The sequence below is a fragment of the Bradyrhizobium sp. Kon56 genome (genome assembly GCF_055807635.1).
In genome coordinates, this window is sequence record NZ_JBVVOU010000316.1 from 1 (window position 1) to 304 (window position 304).

1 protein-coding gene is annotated in these 304 nt (G+C 62.5%); it reads left to right on the forward strand.

Features of this window, described 5'->3' with window-relative positions:
* On the forward strand, nt 1-304 hold a 304-nt coding region (locus AC0L3B_RS39125; protein WP_473383084.1), incomplete at both ends, for a glutamine amidotransferase-related protein.

Here is a 304-nt window from a genome sequence, read left to right on the forward strand (position 1 = left end):
GCGCTGAACCCGGAACGCATCGTGGTTTCGCCTGGCCCGTGCACGCCGACCGAAGCGGGTATCTCGCTGGAAGCCATTCAGTATTTTGCCGGCAAGCTGCCGATTCTGGGCGTATGCCTGGGCCATCAGTCCATTGGCCAGGCATTTGGCGGTGACGTGGTGCGTGCGCGCCAGGTGATGCACGGCAAGACCAGCCCGGTGTTCCATAAGGACTTGGGTGTGTTCCACGGCTTGAACCTGCCTGTGACCGTGACCCGTTATCACTCGTTGGTGGTCAAGCGCGACACCCTGCCCGAGTGCCTGG